Raw genomic sequence first — 411 nt, forward strand, 5'->3', positions numbered from 1 at the left:
TTTCCATTTGAGCTGAGTATTTCTTCCCAGGCTCAATTATGAGGTAAACCTTTCCCTTCTCATGATAGAGAGGTCTCCCAGCTCTTCCAAGCATCTGGTGGAACTCTCTAACACTCAGCCACTTATTGCCCATTGCCAAGCTTTCAAAGATTACCTGACTCGCTGGAAAATCAACCCCAGCTCCTAAAGCAACTGTAGTTACAACAACATCAAGCATCTGAGCTTGAAACTCCATCTCTGTGAGCTTTCTTTGATGATACGGCAATCCACTGTGATAAGGCTTTGCCTTCAATCCTCTGCTTGTTAGAAACGCAGCCAGCTCATGGCATCTCTTCCTTGAGAACGTAAAAACTATGGTCTGACCCTTGTATCCCTGTTTTGATTTTCTCATAACCTCAGCTTTAGCCAGCT

General features: G+C 44.3%; 1 protein-coding gene. It reads right to left on the minus strand.

Annotated elements, in window-relative coordinates:
* Window positions 1-411: helicase-related protein (locus E3E25_RS11395; RefSeq protein ID WP_255496538.1), on the minus strand; the 411-nt coding region annotated here is incomplete at both ends.

The sequence above is a fragment of the Thermococcus sp. MAR1 genome (assembly GCF_012027305.1).
GTDB lineage: Archaea > Methanobacteriota_B > Thermococci > Thermococcales > Thermococcaceae > Thermococcus.